General features: G+C 30.9%; 14 protein-coding genes and 1 pseudogene. 11 read left to right on the forward strand and 4 right to left on the reverse strand.

Annotated features, from left to right (window positions below; all coding sequences use genetic code 11):
- The first annotated feature begins 58 nt into the window (after window positions 1-58).
- From hypB to FBF22_RS03075, 6 genes and pseudogenes are all read left to right on the forward strand, one after another.
- Complete coding sequence (gene hypB / locus FBF22_RS03050) at window positions 59-802, forward strand: hydrogenase nickel incorporation protein HypB (RefSeq protein WP_165433248.1); 744 nt, start codon at window positions 59-61, stop codon at window positions 800-802.
- On the forward strand, window positions 802-1,083 hold the full coding sequence (locus tag FBF22_RS03055) for a HypC/HybG/HupF family hydrogenase formation chaperone (protein ID WP_002776342.1): 282 nt from the start codon (window positions 802-804) through the stop codon (window positions 1,081-1,083). Before hypB ends, FBF22_RS03055 begins: the two co-directional genes overlap by 1 nt.
- Window positions 1,067-2,158 carry a hydrogenase formation protein HypD gene (hypD, locus tag FBF22_RS03060; protein ID WP_145620925.1) on the forward strand — a complete coding sequence of 364 codons (1,092 nt, stop codon included), beginning with the start codon at window positions 1,067-1,069 and terminating at the stop codon, window positions 2,156-2,158. The genes FBF22_RS03055 and hypD overlap by 17 nt, the downstream gene beginning before the upstream one ends.
- Window positions 2,155-3,129, forward strand: a complete 975-nt coding sequence (hypE, locus tag FBF22_RS03065; protein WP_002776344.1) for a hydrogenase expression/formation protein HypE — start codon at window positions 2,155-2,157, stop codon at window positions 3,127-3,129. Before hypD ends, hypE begins: the two co-directional genes overlap by 4 nt.
- On the forward strand, window positions 3,129-3,473 hold the full coding sequence (gene hypA, locus FBF22_RS03070; protein ID WP_002826529.1) for a hydrogenase maturation nickel metallochaperone HypA: 345 nt from the start codon (window positions 3,129-3,131) through the stop codon (window positions 3,471-3,473). Before hypE ends, hypA begins: the two co-directional genes overlap by 1 nt.
- 359 nt (window positions 3,474-3,832) lie before the next feature.
- A pseudogene (locus FBF22_RS03075) lies at window positions 3,833-7,181 on the forward strand (autotransporter outer membrane beta-barrel domain-containing protein).
- A 230-nt stretch (window positions 7,182-7,411) separates the two neighbouring features.
- On the opposite strand, the gene holA reads toward FBF22_RS03075, so the two are convergent.
- Window positions 7,412-8,377, reverse strand: a complete 966-nt coding sequence (gene holA, locus FBF22_RS03080; protein ID WP_002884141.1) for a DNA polymerase III subunit delta — start codon at window positions 8,375-8,377, stop codon at window positions 7,412-7,414.
- Window positions 8,370-10,304 (reverse strand): ribonuclease R family protein, encoded by a 1,935-nt coding sequence (locus FBF22_RS03085; RefSeq protein ID WP_002884143.1) that lies wholly within the window; start codon window positions 10,302-10,304, stop codon window positions 8,370-8,372. The genes holA and FBF22_RS03085 overlap by 8 nt, the downstream gene beginning before the upstream one ends.
- A gap of 118 nt (window positions 10,305-10,422) precedes the next feature.
- Here FBF22_RS03085 and ilvC point away from each other — a divergent pair, with 118 nt between their 5' ends.
- Genes ilvC through FBF22_RS03110 form a run of 5 tightly spaced genes read left to right on the forward strand, consistent with a single transcriptional unit; the run spans window position 10,423 to window position 14,542 of the window.
- Window positions 10,423-11,445, forward strand: coding sequence for a ketol-acid reductoisomerase (gene ilvC, locus FBF22_RS03090; protein ID WP_002858483.1), 1,023 nt, complete (start codon window positions 10,423-10,425; stop codon window positions 11,443-11,445).
- 3 nt (window positions 11,446-11,448) lie between these two features.
- On the forward strand, window positions 11,449-12,531 hold the full coding sequence (locus tag FBF22_RS03095; RefSeq protein ID WP_002874286.1) for a divergent polysaccharide deacetylase family protein: 1,083 nt from the start codon (window positions 11,449-11,451) through the stop codon (window positions 12,529-12,531).
- Window positions 12,521-13,294, forward strand: coding sequence for a DNA-processing protein DprA (locus FBF22_RS03100; RefSeq protein WP_002859984.1), 774 nt, complete (start codon window positions 12,521-12,523; stop codon window positions 13,292-13,294). Before FBF22_RS03095 ends, FBF22_RS03100 begins: the two co-directional genes overlap by 11 nt.
- Window positions 13,291-13,674, forward strand: a complete 384-nt coding sequence (gene ruvX / locus FBF22_RS03105; protein WP_002852281.1) for a Holliday junction resolvase RuvX — start codon at window positions 13,291-13,293, stop codon at window positions 13,672-13,674. Before FBF22_RS03100 ends, ruvX begins: the two co-directional genes overlap by 4 nt.
- Window positions 13,675-13,702: 28 nt before the next feature.
- Window positions 13,703-14,542, forward strand: a complete 840-nt coding sequence (locus FBF22_RS03110; RefSeq protein ID WP_002866496.1) for an RsmB/NOP family class I SAM-dependent RNA methyltransferase — start codon at window positions 13,703-13,705, stop codon at window positions 14,540-14,542.
- A 175-nt stretch (window positions 14,543-14,717) separates the two neighbouring features.
- Here the strand turns inward: FBF22_RS03110 and msrA are convergent, their stop codons facing one another.
- Window positions 14,718-15,215, reverse strand: coding sequence for a peptide-methionine (S)-S-oxide reductase MsrA (msrA, locus tag FBF22_RS03115; protein WP_002875505.1), 498 nt, complete (start codon window positions 15,213-15,215; stop codon window positions 14,718-14,720).
- 41 nt (window positions 15,216-15,256) lie between these two features.
- Complete coding sequence (gene ppa, locus FBF22_RS03120) at window positions 15,257-15,775, reverse strand: inorganic diphosphatase (RefSeq protein ID WP_002867724.1); 519 nt, start codon at window positions 15,773-15,775, stop codon at window positions 15,257-15,259.
- Between the last annotated feature and the right edge of the window lie 5 nt (window positions 15,776-15,780).

Genomic DNA, 15,780 nt, shown 5'->3' on the forward strand with positions numbered 1-15,780 from the left:
CATAATTTTTTAATGCTTTTAAGGTTAAAATGAAACAAAAAATATATAAGGAAAGAAAATGTGTAAAGATTGCGGCTGCTCTATAAATTCAAGCCATACGCATGGTCATCATCACGACCACCATCATGAAAATCCAAGTTTAAAAGAAAGCAAAACCATAGAAGTGATTTCTAAAATTTTAAGCAAAAATGATGAAAAAGCTAAGCACAATAGAGCGCATTTTAATGAAGCTAACACGCTTTGTATCAATTTAATGAGTTCTCCAGGTAGTGGAAAAACCACGCTTTTAGAAAGCACGATTAAGGCTTTGAAAAATGAACTTAAAATTGCTGTGATTGAAGGGGATTTAGAAACCAATAATGACGCTCTAAGGGTAAAAAATGCCGGAGCTTTGGCGTATCAAATCACTACAGGACAAAGCTGTCATTTGGACGCTTTTATGGTGCATGAGGCTTTGCATCATTTAGCCATTGATGATGTGGATTTGCTTTTTATAGAAAATGTTGGAAATTTGGTTTGTCCTGCAAGTTATGATTTAGGAGAGCATTTAAATGTGGTTTTGCTTTCTGTTACCGAAGGAAGCGATAAACCGCAAAAATATCCTGTGATGTTTAAAAAGGCTGATATAGTTTTAATCACAAAGGCAGATTTAGCTCATCATTTTGATTTTGATGTTAAAGAGGCGACTAGGTTGATTAAAGAATTAAATCCTAGAGCAGATATTATCACCCTTGATGCAAAAAATGGCACCAATATGGAGCTTTGGTATAAGGTGCTTAAACTTAAAAAGGAGCTTTTTTAATGTGTTTGTCTATACCTTCTGAAATTTTAGAAATCGATGAGTTAAACAATGCTTTAGTGCAAACTTTAGGCGTGAAAAGAAAAGTGAATTTAGATTTGATTGATGAGCCTTTAAAACAAGGCGATTATGTCTTAATCCATGTAGGCGTTGCCATGGAAAAAATCGACAAAGAAGCTGCACTAGAAAGCATTAAAACCTATCAAGAAATAGTAGAAAAAATGAATAGTGGAGAGATAAAAAGTGATGAAGGGGATTTAGGTTTAAATGAATTTCATCGATGAATTTAGAGATAAAGAAAGCATTTTAGCTTTAAAAAAACTCATAGAACAAGAACTTAAAAATCCTATTAATATCATGGAAATTTGCGGTGGGCATACGCATAGTATCATGAAATATGCTTTGCCTTCTATTTTGCCAAAGGAAATTAACTTTATCCATGGGCCAGGATGTCCTGTTTGTGTTATGCCAAGAGTTCGCATTGATACAGCTATCAAGTTAGCCTCCATGAAAGATACGATTTTTTGTACTTTAGGGGATCTTTTAAGGGTGCCTGGAAGTGAAATTTCTTTACTGGATTTAAGAGCTAAAGGGGCTGATGTTAGAGCGCTTTATTCTCCGCTTGAGGTTTTGGAAATTGCTAAGCAAAATTTAAACAAAAATATCATCTTTTTTGCTATAGGTTTTGAAACTACTACGCCTATGAGTGCTTTACTTCTTCAAAAGGTTATAGAAGAAAAAATAAATAATGTCTTTTTTCATATCAATCATATCACAGTTCCAGCACCTGTAGAAGCGATCATGAATGATGAAAATGTAAAAATCAATGCTTTTTTAGGTCCTTCTCATGTGAGTGTGATAACAGGTTATGGTATTTATGAGCCTTTAGCAGCAAAATTTAAAACCCCTATAGCGGTGAGTGGTTTTGAGCCAGTTGATATTTTAGAAAGTGTGTTAAATATCATAAAACAAAGCAATGAAGGCACTTTTAAAGTGTATAATCAATACAAAAGAGCCGTAAGCAAAGAAGGCAATGTTAAAGCACAAAATTTAGTAAAAAAATACTTTAGGGTGTGTGATTTTGAATTTCGTGGCTTAGGACTTATTAAAGATGGAGGCTTGGAGTTAAAAGAAGAATTTAGCGCTTACGATGCGAGTAAAAAATTTGATTGTACGGTGCAAAGTAAAAATGAAAGCAAAGCCTGTATTTGTGGGCAAATTTTAAGAGGTTTGGCCAAGCCTTATGATTGTAAAGTTTTTGGCAAGGTTTGTACGCCAAGAAGTCCTATAGGAAGTTGTATGGTTTCTGGCGAGGGTGCTTGTGCGGCGTATTATAAATACTCAAAGGTGAATGCATGAAAAATATTTCCTTAGCCCACGGAGGCGGTGGAGAAGAGATGAATGAGCTTTTAACTAAGCTTTTTAAGATCTTTGATAATGAAATTTTAAACGCAAATAATGATGCAGCGATTTTGGGAAATTTGGCTTTAAGCACGGATTCTTTTGTTTTAAGTCCGATTTTTTTAGATGAAGAGGTTAATATAGGTAAACTTTGTGTTTGTGGTTCTATTAATGATGTTTTGATGGTGGGTGCTAAGCCAAAATATCTAAGCTTAGGGCTTATCTTAGAAGAAGGTTTTGAGCTAGAAAAATTAGAACGTATTTTAAAAAGCATTAAAGAAGAATGTGAAAAATGTGGAGTTATGTTAGTTTGTGGCGATACTAAAGTTGTTCCTAAGGGTAAAGCAGATGAAATTTATATCAACACTACAGCCTTAGGTGAAATTATTTCTAAAAAAGAAAGTAAAAATATCAAAGCAGGGCTTAGCATACTTCTTTCAGGCGATATAGGAAGGCATGGAGCTAGTGTTTTAATCAAAAGAAATGAGCTAGAAGCTGATATTAAAAGTGATTGCAAGGCTTTGAATAAAGAGGTTTTAGAGCTTTTAGAAAAAGATATAAAGGTTGTGGCCATGAGAGATGCTACTCGCGGGGGGCTTAGTGCGGTTTTAAATGAGTGGGCAAAGCAAAGTGGAAATGATCTTTTGATCTTTGAAGAAAAAATCATCGTTCAAGATGAGGTTTTAGGACTTTGCGAGCTTTTTGGTTACGAAGCGTATGAGCTTGCAAATGAAGGCACTTTTATACTTTGTGTGGAAAAAGAAGATGAGTTAAAAGCCTTGGAAATTCTAAAAAAATACAATGTAAATGCGAGTATTATAGGAGAAGTTTTAGAAGAGAAAAAAGCACGCGTGATCTTACAAAACGCTTATGGAGCAAAACGCTTTTTAGAAAGTCCTAAAGGCGAACTTTTACCAAGAATTTGCTAATGCACGAATTAAGTATAGTAGAATCTTTAATCGAACTTTGCGAAGAAAATGCCTTAAACAATAAGGCTTGTAATGTGCAAGAAATTTATGTAAAAATCGGGCGTTTAAGCGGTATAGAAGTGGATCTTTTTAAGCGTTGTTTTGAAACTTTTAAAGAAAACTCAAATATTTGCAAAAATGCTAAACTTTTTATAGAGCTTGCTCCGCTTGAAATTTTATGCTTAAAATGCGATCAAACAAGTATTTTAGAAGAAAATGTTTTTAAGTGTCCTAAATGTCAAAGTATAGAATATAAAATCATACAAGGTGAGGACTTACATCTTATGCGACTTGTGATGAAATAATATATTTGGCGTTTTTGTTACAATAGTAAATATTTTATCGATATTATTATTTTAATATTTAACAACCAAGCTAAAAAATCATAAATTTTGAAATTTTATCTAAAAATGCAAAAACTAAAAAAAATATATTTTTAAATTTATTTTAAATAAAATTTAAAAATATTATAAAAATATTGATAATATTTCATACAAATTTATTCTTATTAAGATATTTTAATTTAAACTAAAAATTTAAACCAAAATTTTAATAATAATTTAAGTATAATTATTATATAGTCTTCACTATTTTCTTATTATAGTTTTATATTATTTTTAAATATAAACAAGAAAATATAAATATAAAAGGAAAGGGAATATTTATGAATAAAACTGCATTAACTAAAACATACACAAAAGATATACAAAATTCCTGTTTAAATTCTAAAAAGATAGTTTTATCTTTAGCTACTATTTCTTTTTTGGCAAGTTGTACTCATGCTACACTTACTCCTGAAATAGAAACTTACGAAGAGGCAACAAATAGACATACTAAAGCTAGGTCAGGTGTTCGTTCTACAAATTCGAATAATAAGACTATAAATAATTTACAAACTTCAACTAAAACTATAAGTGGCACCGGCAATACTCTAGTTATAGAAAGTAGTGGAACTATTACTATTTCTAATGGTGGGCAACAAGCAGTAAACTTTCAACCAAATTCTTCAACTTCTACCTTTTTAAATAAAGGAACTCTTATAGGTGGAAATAATACTGCTAGTGTTCAACTAGGAGCAAATGGAAATAACGGTGTTAACATAGAAACCTTTGATAATCAAGGTACCATAGGCAATGGTTCTTCTAAATTTGGAGTAACAGTTTGGGGGGGGGGGTAAAGATAACTCTAAATCTATAATCAATAATTTTAGTAATAGTGGAACTATTCACTCTAATGCTGGTGAAAGTATTTATTTTGGTAACGCCAAAATATCAAGTTTTGTTAATAGTGGGACTATTAAGAGTAATCAAGGTGCAGGAGTAAATATATCTCAAGGAACAAGTATAGAGAATTTTAACAATACCGGAACTATTGAAGGCAAGAAAGATGGAATACAGATAAATACAAATGTTAATGTAAAAACATTAAAAAATACGGGAACCATAAAAGGACATGCTATATCTATAAGATTAAATGGAACTATAGACCAATTGATCAATGAAGGCATTGTGGATGGTGAAAGTGCTGGTATTTACATGAGCGGAGGTCGTGTTAAAACTCTTACAAATAAAGGTACCATTAATCAAAACAATTCGGCAAATTGGGCTGCTGGTATAAAACTCCAAAATAACAGTACCATAGAAAATATCATCAACACAGGATCTATCCATTCTAATGCTTTTGGAATATCTGTAACTGGTGGTAAATTTGGAACACTTACTATAAAAGATGGAGGTCAAGTTTATGGAAAATACTCGGCAATAGGAGTGGGTCAATCGCAAACTCTAGGAGATTTATATATAGATGGAAGTTCAAGTAAAATTTATGGAGAAGAAAATGGAATTGTATTAGATGCTAACTCACGAACTCAAAAAATAGAACTTAAAAATGGTGGCATTATAAAAGGTAAGATCCATGGTATAAGATTGGATAATGGTGCCTCTTTAAGTGGAGAAATGATTTTATCTGGCGAAGGTTCTAGGGTAGAAGGTGGAAGTGGTGCTGGTATATTGAATCGAAGTGGAAAAATAGAAGGCTCTATAACCATAAAAGATGGAGCAACTGTTACGGCTACTTCGAATCACGCCATAGCTAACTATCGCTCAGGAAGTATAACAGGTGGTATTACTGTTAGTGGGAAAAACACTAAACTTCAAGGAAATATAAGCAATATAGGTAATGCTTCTATAGGTAGTGATATCAAGATAGAAGATGGAGCTAAGGTAGAAGGTGGTCTTGTTAATCAAGGTAATGGAAGTATCTCAGGAAGTGTTCAAGTAAGTGGTGGTAGTAGTATTGATTCCATTACCAATGAGGGTAATGGAGTTATTTCTGGTTCAATTACTGTAGATAAAGATAGTAAACTTGATTCTATCACTAACACTTCTACATCATCTACAGGTATAAGTGGTTCTATTACTAACAATAGTGATAATAAACTTGAAATTTCTAATTCAGGTAATATCGGTGGTAAGATTGAAAGTACAGGTAGTGCTGATATGGTGATTAGCAATAGTAATGGTGGAACTATTAGTGGCGGTATTAGTTCTTCAGGAAGTGGAAGCACTAGTATTTCCAATTCACAAGGCTCAACCATAAATAACGGCATCACTATTTCAGGATCAGCACAAGTTGAAATCTCCAATCAAGGCTCAGTAGGTAAAGATGAAAATGGTAATACAGTAACTAACAATGGTAGTGGTAGTGTTGGAATCAAAGATTGGCTTGTTTCTACAGATAAAAACACAGGTAAATTAAACACTGTGGTTATAGGTGGAAGTAGAGCTTTTAATGTAAAAGTAGAAAACATCACCGTAGATCAAAGCAATGTTGATCTTGAAGAGCTAAACGATATAAACAACATCATCTCAGGTGTTAATCAAAACAATATTGGCAATATAGGAACCAATGGAAGTGGAGAAATATCTTTAAGCTTTGATCCAATAACAGGAAAGCTTACTACAGATTTTAATCTTAATGCTTCCATATCAGGTGCAACCTTTAGATCTTTAATCTCTACTACTTCAAGAAGATCAACCTTTATAGATAATGTTATGGGTAATTCTATGCAAAGCTTTGCTTTAGCTTCTTCAAGTAAATCTCAAAGCATCGCTATGTCTGAAAAGGGTAATTTATATGCAGATGCAAGTGATTATATAAAGAGTGATTTAAATAATGGAAGCTATGGTTCTAATAAAGAACATTCTTTATTCATCCTTCCTTATACTTCTTCACAGAATGTTGAACTTTCTTTAAATGAAGAAAGTAAAGGACACACTAAAGGAACCATTATAGGTTATTCTACTTTAAAAGACAGTGGAATATATGGTGTGTATGCAGGTTATGAAGATACAAAAATGGGTTCAACTTATTTTGATATTAATAATAGAACCTATTATGCAGGTTTAAAATACTTTAATACCTTATTTACTACAGAAAAAGGTCAAGAAGTTTATATCAAAGCTCAAGGTAAAGCTGCTTTGATTAAAAATGATTTAACTGAAAAAATAGGAAATAATGAAGCTAAAGCTGAACCTAATTCTTATGCTTATGGAGTCAATACAGCCTTAGGTATGAATTTTATTTCTAATAAAGATATATTCTCTCCTGAAATAGGTCTTGCTTATGAAGGAGGTTATACTGAAGCTTTTTCTATGAAAGACACCATAGGACAAGCAACAGTTAAAGGTGGAGAAAGAACCTATGCAAACTATTTAAATCTTTTCTCTACTAAAACAAGTCTTACTTGGTTTAGAGATTGGTTGCCTAATTTAAAAACTTCAGTAGAACTTGGAGCTAAGTTTAATATCAATCCTAAAGTAGAAGCTGAGGCTAGATTTGGTAATATAAAAGTAAGTGATGAGTTTGATTTACCAAGAGTACAAAAATTTGTAAGCACTTCTTTTATCGTTCCTGTTAATGAAGCTTTCTATTTTAGTTTAAGCTATAATGGAATGTTTGATAAAGATGGCAATACCCATACAGGATTTGCTCAGTTTAATTATCTTTGGTAATCTTATAAAAGATAATACTTAGTTTAATTAGTTTACTCTCCTACTTGTTAAAAATTTCATCCTGATAATTTTAAAATTATTAGGATGGATGTTTTTAAGGTTATTAAACTCTTTTTAGATTGCAATCATTCTTTTAAAGTATTTTAAAAACTCAGTTAAGATTAACAATACAATCATTTTAAATTATTTTAATACGATTAAAAGAAGTGAAGAGGATTGAAGAGTAAAAATTAACTTTTTAAAATCCTTGCAAGTTTAAGCAAATTTGAAATCAAAAATTCTTTTTTTACGAGCTTAGAATTGGTTTTAAGCTCGTATTCGCATTTAAGCAAAAGAGTGAAAATTTCTTTATATTGTTCGATTTTTAAATTAAAGGCTTGAGAGCTTAAATTTTGTCCCACTTGAGGAGGTGGAGTATAGCCTAAAAGATCTTTAAAGTCAATTTTACCATTGACTTTAGCATAAAGTGCGATTTTAAACAAACGATAAAAAGAATTATACAAAGAGTTGATTAAAGCAATTTCATTAAAATTATCTAAAATTTTTTCAAGTTCGCTTTTAAAGTCTTGTTTTTTTAAAATTTTCTCAAAAAAGCTTTCAAAACTTCCTGTATTCAAACTATAGCAGTATTGTTCTATGGTTTTTTCATCTACTCTTAAACCACTAAATTTATTAAGCTCACTCGCAGCAAGATATAAGTTTTCATCAAAACTTGTAAAAAGAGTAAATAAAGCATTTTGAGTGATTTCAACCCCTAGTTGTTTTGCTTTTATGCTTAAAAGCTCCACGCCTTCTTTAGCTCCGTTAGCTTTAAAAAATCTTACAAAATGAGGAGAGAAAATTTTTTCTATATCGCTTTGTTTAGAACTTTCATCATAAAGCTCTAAAAGAAAGAAATTGTCCGTATTGTTTTTACAAAGTTCGACTAAAACTTTAAGATCTTTTGTTGGAATTTTTTTAGAAGTTTTAATTTCGAGTAATTTTTTTTCACTAAAAAGCGATCCTGCGCTTAAAAAATCACTCGCACGAGTGAAGTTGTATTCTTCAAAAAAAAGTTTCAAAGTTTCATCGGGCTTATATTTTTCTTTTATAAATTCAGCATAAAGTTCGCTTTGAAAATTATCTGCTCCATAAAGAAAGAAAAAATTAGGTATTGAATCTTTAGAAAGTAAGATTTGAAGCTCTTTTCTATACATTTTCTTCCTTTATAAGTCTTTGGGTGATTTTAGCATAAATTTTTGCCATAACTATATCCGCTTCCATGATTTGTACTTCAACATTTTCTAGCAAATTTACACGCGTATCATAAAGGATTATATCCGCTCCTTTGATTTCATCATCTAGTTTGGCTATGCAAACTCCATCATTTTGGACAACTAAAGCTTTAAATTTTTTGCCTATATTTTTAGCTGCCCATCTAGCAAATTTTCTATCCATAAAATCAAAAGCAACCTTATCCGCCTCTCTTTCAAGTGTGCTAAGATTCTCACAAGTGCTTTCTATGTTTAAAAGTAGATAATTAAAAAGTTTTTCATCGTTTTTTTGCTTGGCTTTTAAAAGTCTGTGCAAAATAAGATCAGAATACCTTCTTATAGGGCTTGTAAAATGTGAGTATTTATCAAAACCTAAGCCAAAATGTCCCGCATTGACGCTAGAATATTCCGCTTTTTTTTGTGCTTTGATGATGAGTTTATCTACTTCTGCTCTTAAATTTAACTCATCAGCTAAAGCTTGTATGTCGCGTATGAGCTCAGGAAGATTGGGCTTAAAATTTACATCGATGCCTAATTCGCGTAATTCATTTAAAAGCTTATCGATTTTTCTTACATCAGCACTTAAGTGATTTCTAAAAACACCTATATCTATGAGTTTTGCTGCGGCTTTATTGGCTAAAAGCATACAATCTTCGATCAAATTATGCGAAGGCGTGTCTTTTTCAAAAACTGTACTTTTTAGACTTAAATTTTCATCTAAATTCATTCTTAATTCTTCGGTGCGAAATTCAAAGGCATTTTTAAGACGCATTTTGCGTAAATTTTTTGTGATTTCAAAAAGCTCATAAAGCCATGAAAGCTCTTTTAAATCAGGTTTTTGTATTAAAATTTCATCAACTTCATCATAATTAAAACGGCGTTTTGAGTTGATAATACCTTCAAAAAGTTCTTCTTTTATGACTTTATTTTCATGATTGAGTGTGATTTTAAAACAATACGCTAAGCGATCTAAATGAGGTTTTAAAGAACAGATATTTTCACTTAAAGGACGAGGTAGCATAGGTATAGCAATATGTGGAAAATAAATAGAAAATCCACGATTTCTTGCTTCTTTATCTATAGCACTATAAGCATAAACATATTCGCTAACATCAGCAATAGCTACATAAATTTCTCGTTTTTGAGTGTCAAAATAAATCGCATCATCAAAATCTTTTGCATGTATAGGATCTATGGTGCAAAAAGGCAAGGCTCTTAAATCCATGCGATTTTTATACATACTCGCATCAACACTATCACCGTTTGCTAGAGCTTCTTTAATGCAAGCATCGCTAAATTCGTTGTTTTTATTGAAAAGGGCTAAAGAGATTTTTTCATCTACGCTTTCATCATCGATATGTCCTAAAACTTCTATGATATTGTTATTTTCATTTTCTATTTTTAAAATTGTCCCTAAAGGTAGTGCTTTTAAGGATTTTTGAGAAGCTTTTAAGGTGGTGCTTAATCCTGTTTTGATATTCATTCCAAGCACGGCTTCGCCATACCTTTTGGTGATCACTAAAGAGGTTTCATTGGCTCTTTTTAGAACCAAAATCACCTTTGCACTGGGGCGTTTTTTCTTTAAAGGTAGAAGTTTTACTGCAACTATATCTTTATAGTTTGCGCCTTTTAGGTTTTTGTTTTCTATCAAAAGATCTTTTTTGAAACTTTCATCAAAGCATTGTAAAAAACCTGTGCCTTTACTCGAAATATCAAGTACTCCAAAGGCAAAACCATTGTTAAGATAGTATTTGTTTTTGTGTTCTTTAATGATATGATTGGTTAAAAGTTCTCTGAAAATTTGTTTAAATTCATTGTTTACTTCGTGAGAGCTAATGCCATAACTAAGACTGTTTAAAAATTCTTTCACTTTTGATACTTTATGATTTTTTGTAAAATTCTTACATAAAGTTTATAAAAAAAATATGAAATTTATACTTTAATTGCTATAATAATACCTTTAATTTTTGAATTTTTAAGGAGTGAATATGGCTATTACAGTATATTATGATAAAGATTGTGATTTAAATTTAATCAAATCAAAAAAAGTAGCAATTATAGGCTTTGGCTCTCAAGGGCACGCTCATGCGATGAATTTAAGAGATAATGGCGTAAATGTAACTATCGGACTTCGTGAAGGTAGTGTAAGTGCTGTTAAAGCAAAAAATGCTGGTTTTGAAGTGGTGAGTGTGAGTGAGGCTTCTAAGATAGCGGATGTGATTATGATTTTAGCTCCTGATGAAATTCAAGCAGATATTTTTAATGTCGAAATAAAACCAAATTTAAGTGAAGGCAAGGCTATAGCTTTTGCACACGGTTTTAATATCCATTATGGTCAAATTGTTGTTCCAAAAGGTGTAGATGTTATCATGATAGCACCTAAAGCACCAGGTCATACAGTAAGAAATGAATTTACTCTAGGTGGTGGCACTCCTTGTTTAATAGCTATCCATCAAGATGAAAGCAAAAATGCTAAAAATTTAGCCTTAAGTTATGCAAGTGCGATCGGGGGTGGACGTACAGGTATTATAGAAACAACCTTTAAAGCCGAAACAGAAACAGATCTTTTTGGTGAGCAAGCTGTGCTTTGTGGTGGACTTAGTGCTTTGATTCAAGCAGGTTTTGAAACTTTGGTTGAAGCAGGTTATGAACCTGAAATGGCTTATTTTGAGTGTTTGCATGAAATGAAACTCATTGTGGATTTGATTTATCAAGGTGGTATTGCAGATATGCGTTATTCTATTTCAAATACTGCAGAATACGGCGATTACATCACAGGGCCAAAGATTATCACTGAAGAGACTAAAAAAGCGATGAAAGGTGTTTTAAAAGATATACAAAATGGTGTTTTTGCAAAAGATTTTATCTTAGAACGCCGTGCAGGTTTTGCTAGAATGCATGCAGAACGCAAAAATATGAATGATTCTTTGATAGAAAAAACAGGACGCAATTTGCGTGCTATGATGCCTTGGATCAGTGCTAAAAAATTAGTAGATAAAGATAAGAACTAAACATTGTCAAAGAAAAAATTAGTTCAAATTCAGCGTTATTTAATCATAGCTATACTTTTTTTACTTTGCATAGCTTTAGCTTTGGGAATTTTAGTAAAATATCAAAATTCCCAAGATGTTTCTTCTGTTAAGCCGGATTATTTTATTGATAAGCAAGAAGATTTAATTTCATTAAATAAAGATCATTATGAAATTGGTATTTTTCAAGAGAATGAGTTTGATAATAATAAATCTGTAAGTATTTTAGAGCAAAAAATTCAAGAAATTGATGATTTAAACACAAGTTTAAATGAGCAAAATTTAAGCAATGTAGAGCAGAATTTAAGTTTAGAGCAAAATCAGAGTTTAGAACAAAATTTTATTCCAAAAGATACAAATTTAACCCAAGATCAAAATTTAACTTTTGATGAAGATATTCATTTAAATAAAATTTCTAAAAAACCAAAACTTGCTATTATTATCGATGATATGGCAAATGCAAGTCAGGTTAGAGGTTTAAAAGCTTTAAATTTAAAGTTAAATCCTTCTTTTTTTCCGCCAGATAAAAACCATAGCGAAACGCCAAAACTTGCTTTAAAATTTGATTTTTATATGGTGCATTTACCTTTAGCAGCGATTAATTACAATAAACCTGAGCTTGATACTTTAAATCCAAATGATAGCAAAGAAAGAATTTTTAAAAAAATCAAGCAAATTAAAAAAGATTTTAAGGATTTAAGATACATCAATAATCACACGGGAAGTTTATTTACAAGCAATGAAGAAGCTATGAGAAAGCTTTATGAGGTTTTAAAAAATCAAAATATATTTTTTGTAGATTCTAAAACTATAGGAAATTCTAAAGCAAATAAAATAGCCAAAGAGTTAAATGTTCCTTATATACAAAGAGATGTGTTTTTGGATAATGAAGATGATGTTAATTATGTTAAAAAACAACTTGAAAGTGCGGTAAAACTTACACAAAAAAAAGGTTTTGTTATAGCCATAGGACATCCTAGAAAAAATACTTTTAAAGCTTTAGAGCAAAGTAAAGATTTGTTAAAAAGCGTTGATCTTGTGTATTTGAGTGAAATTTATGGCAAGTGAAATTTTGCCTGATGAATTTTTAGAGCTTTTTCAAGATTTAAAAAAGCCTCCTAAAAAATTACACTATAAAGGAAATTTATCTTTATTAAAACAAGATAAAATCGCTATTATAGGTTCAAGGCGTATGAGTGTTTATACGAAAAATTGTGTTTTTTCCTTAGCGAGTATGCTTAAAAATGCTCATCTTTGCGTGGTAAGTGGCGGTGCTTTGGGTGTGGATATCACCGCAAGTATGGCAGCTATGCCAAATACTATAGGTATTTTTGCCAATGGTTTAGATCAAATTTATCCAAGAACTAATGAAAAAATCATTAAACAAATTTATGAAAATGCTTTAGCTTTAAGTGAATACGAAGATGATTATTTGCCAAAAAATTATGATTTTTTACTAAGAAATCGTTTGGTTATTGCTTTAAGTAAGGCCGTTGTGGTTGCACAAGCAGATATAAAAAGTGGTTCTATGCAGAGTGCAAAACTTGCTTTAGAACTCAATAAACCTTTATATGTTTTACCACAAAGACTAGAAGAAAGCACAGGAACTAATTTTCTTTTAAAGGAAAATAAAGCAAAGTTAATTTGTGATTTTAAAGAATTTGTAAGTGAGTTTGCAAGTATAGATATAAATCAAGATGAGTTTTTAGAGTTTTGTAAAAAAGGTGTGAGTGTTGATGAGGCTTTAAAAATTTATGGACAAAAAGTTTATGAATATGAACTTGAGGGAAAAATTTCCATAGAAGGGCTTTTTATAAGGGTTTTAGCATGAGAGCTTTGGCTTTAGATGTAGGTTTAAAACGCATAGGTGTAGCGCTTTGCATAGATAAAAAGATCGCTTTGCCTTTAGATGCAGTTTTAAGAAAAAATCGCAATCAAGCCGCTAATGAAATCAAAAATTTACTTAAAATACATGAGATTTCTTTACTCATTGTAGGCATTCCTAAGGGTGGATCAAGTGAAGAAGAAATGACAAGACGCATTAAGCATTTTGTTTCTTTGCTTGAATTTGATAAAGAAATTTGCTTTGTAGATGAAAGCGGAACAAGCAAAGAAGCTTTAGGATACGGCGTAGCCAATACACGCAAAAAAGATGGTAAATTAGACTCTTTATCCGCTTTTATCATGATAAAGGATTATTTTGCTCTCTAGAATAGAAAAACTTTATACCAAAGATGAAATGCAAAATATTTTATCTTCTTTTACTCAAGAAAAAAATGTTTGTGTATTTGCAAATACTTTAAAAATTAGCATTGAAGAATTAGAAAAAGAATTTTTAAAACAAAAATTAAAATTTAAAAAGATCAATGCTTATTGTTATTTGTTTGATGCCAAAGATAAGGCTATCTTAAGTTCTATGAAAGCTTTTAATGAGGCGCACTTTTATATACAAAATTATTCTTCTTATTTGTGTGCTTTAAATTTAGAAGTCAAAGCAGGGCAAAGGGTTCTTGATATGTGTGCAGCTCCGGGTGGTAAAAGTATCAATCTTGCAAATTTTATGCAAAATACAGGTTATTTAGCTTGCAATGAGATGAGTAGGGATAGATTTTTTATTTTGCAAAAAAATCTTAAAAATTACGGCGTGAATGCTAAAGTTTTTATGAAAGATGGTAAAAATATAGGCAATTTATGTCCTTTAAAATTTGATAAAATCTTACTTGATGCACCTTGTTCGACTTTTGCTAAAATAGGTTTTGATTTGGAAAAAAGTTATAAAGAAATCAAAAATATTGCAAAAACTCAAAAAAAACTTCTACATTCTGCTTTAAAGGCATTAAAAATAGGTGGAGAGCTTGTATATAGTACTTGCACCTTTACCAAAGAAGAAAATGAAGAAGTGATAGAGAATGCTTTAAAAAGTGAGTTTAAATTAGAGCTTTTAGATATTGATTTGGAAAATGTTGAGGCTAAAGCAGGGCAAAGTGAAGAATTTGCTGAAATTTCAAAATGCAGACGGATTTTACCAAGCTTAGACTATGATGGATTTTTCATAGCTAAACTTAGGAAATTATGTTAATTAATAAAATTATTCACATTTAAATACAAATTCATAAAAAAACTTAAAAAACAATAAATAATTTTTTCTTTATTTTAAAGCTTAAAGTTCTATTTTTAAGTACTTTGAAAAGAAAATCACAGCGTGAAAAGGCTGTGAATAAAGTTGAATTTTTTTTAACCTTAAAAAGATGAAATTAGTCTGATTGTATTTTTTGCAGTTTTGGAGCTATTACAGCTTGACAATATCCTTGATCGGGATTATTTATAAAATAATGTTGATGATAGTTTTCAGCTTTATAGTAAGTTTGCAATCTTGAAATTTTAGTAACTATTTTTTTACTAAATATTTTTTGCTGTTCTTCAATGAAATTTTGAGCTAAAATTTTATCTTCTTCATTTTCGTAAAATATTATTGAGCGATATTGTATGCCAATATCTTCACCTTGTTTATCTATACTTGTTGGATCATGAATTTTAAAAAAGAGTATTAGGATTTCAAGAAGAGAGATTTGTTTTTCATCGTAATTTATTTTGACAACTTCTATGTTACCATCACCATTACACACGCTTTCATAGCTAGGATTTGTTTTTCCTCCGCTATATCCAACTTCAGTATTGATTACACCTTTTAGACGTTCAAATACGGCTTCAATACACCAAAAACAACCACCACCTAAAATGATATTTTTCATTGCGAGTTTTCCTTAAGCTTAGCCCTTTGAAAGGGCTAAGATTATTTATAGTTTTTGATTGCTTTTTCTAAAATTTCAATTGCGGCTTTTTCATCTTTGAAGTCTTGCACTTTAACCCATTTATTTGGTTCTAAAATTTTATAAGTTTCAAAGAAGTTTTTGATTTTATTCAAAGTTGCCTGTGGTAAGTCTGTATAAGTTTTTATATTATCATATCTCGCATCTATTTTTGAATTTGGAACTGCAAGAAGTTTTTCGTCCATTCCACTTTCATCTTCCATGATTAAAACACCGATTAAGCGGCAAGGAATCACAGCTCCAGCTTGGATAGGATATTCATTAAGCACTAAAATATCTACAGGATCACCATCATCAGCCAAAGTATTAGCAATAAAACCATAGTTTGCTGGGTAAAACATCGCGCTAGCCATAACGCGATCTACCATGATAGCACCGCTATCTTTATCGATTTCGTATTTTATATTTGAGCCATATGGAATTTCAATTACGGCATTGATTTTATTTGGAATATCTCCGATTTTGATTTTGTTTAAATTCATTTTTT

Origin of the sequence: Campylobacter sp. CFSAN093260, from assembly GCF_012890095.1 — a bacterium.
GTDB classification, from domain to species: Bacteria; Campylobacterota; Campylobacteria; order Campylobacterales; family Campylobacteraceae; genus Campylobacter_D; species Campylobacter_D jejuni.